Raw genomic sequence first — 543 nt, 5'->3', positions numbered from 1 at the left:
TGCTCGATCGGCTCGCCGACCGCTACCCGGAGCTCGGCTGGGTGTTCGTGTACACCCACGAGGCGCATCCCGGCGACCGCGTCCCACACCACGACTCGTTCGAGACCAAGCTCGCGCACGCCCGTCTACTGCGTGACGAGGTCGGCATCAGTCGGCCGATCCTGGTCGACGACCTCGCCGGCACCGCGCACCTCGCCTACGGCGGGCTACCCAACATGACGTGGGTGCTCGACCGCGGCGGGACGATCGTCTACAAGGCCAGCTGGACGAACGCCGCGGTGGAACAGCGTTCCGTATGATTCGCAATTTTGGGCGCACGTTTGGGATCTGTCAACGGTTCCTGTGAACCAGCGCGTCGGAGAATCCCGGCGCACCCCGCTGTGCCCACCGCCGCTACGCCCTCCGTGGCGCCCCGGTCTAGAGCGTGTCCCGTGGATCATGCGGGTCGGCTGCGGTAGATCTCTTCTGTGCTTGATCGCCACGACTTGACCGACGCGGAGTGGGCACGGCTGGAGCCGTTGCTGCCCGACCGGACACCGCGAC

General features: G+C 67.4%; 1 pseudogene. It reads left to right on the top strand.

From position 1 onward, the window contains the following. Positions 1 to 299: pseudogene (locus KME75_RS42350) on the top strand (TlpA family protein disulfide reductase); the annotation flags it as partial. Between the last annotated feature and the right edge of the window lie 244 nt (positions 300 to 543).

The organism is Pseudonocardia nigra (assembly GCF_019396355.1).
Classification (GTDB): Bacteria; Actinomycetota; Actinomycetes; order Mycobacteriales; family Pseudonocardiaceae; genus Pseudonocardia; species Pseudonocardia nigra.
This window is presented reverse-complemented; position numbering and strand designations above follow the sequence as displayed.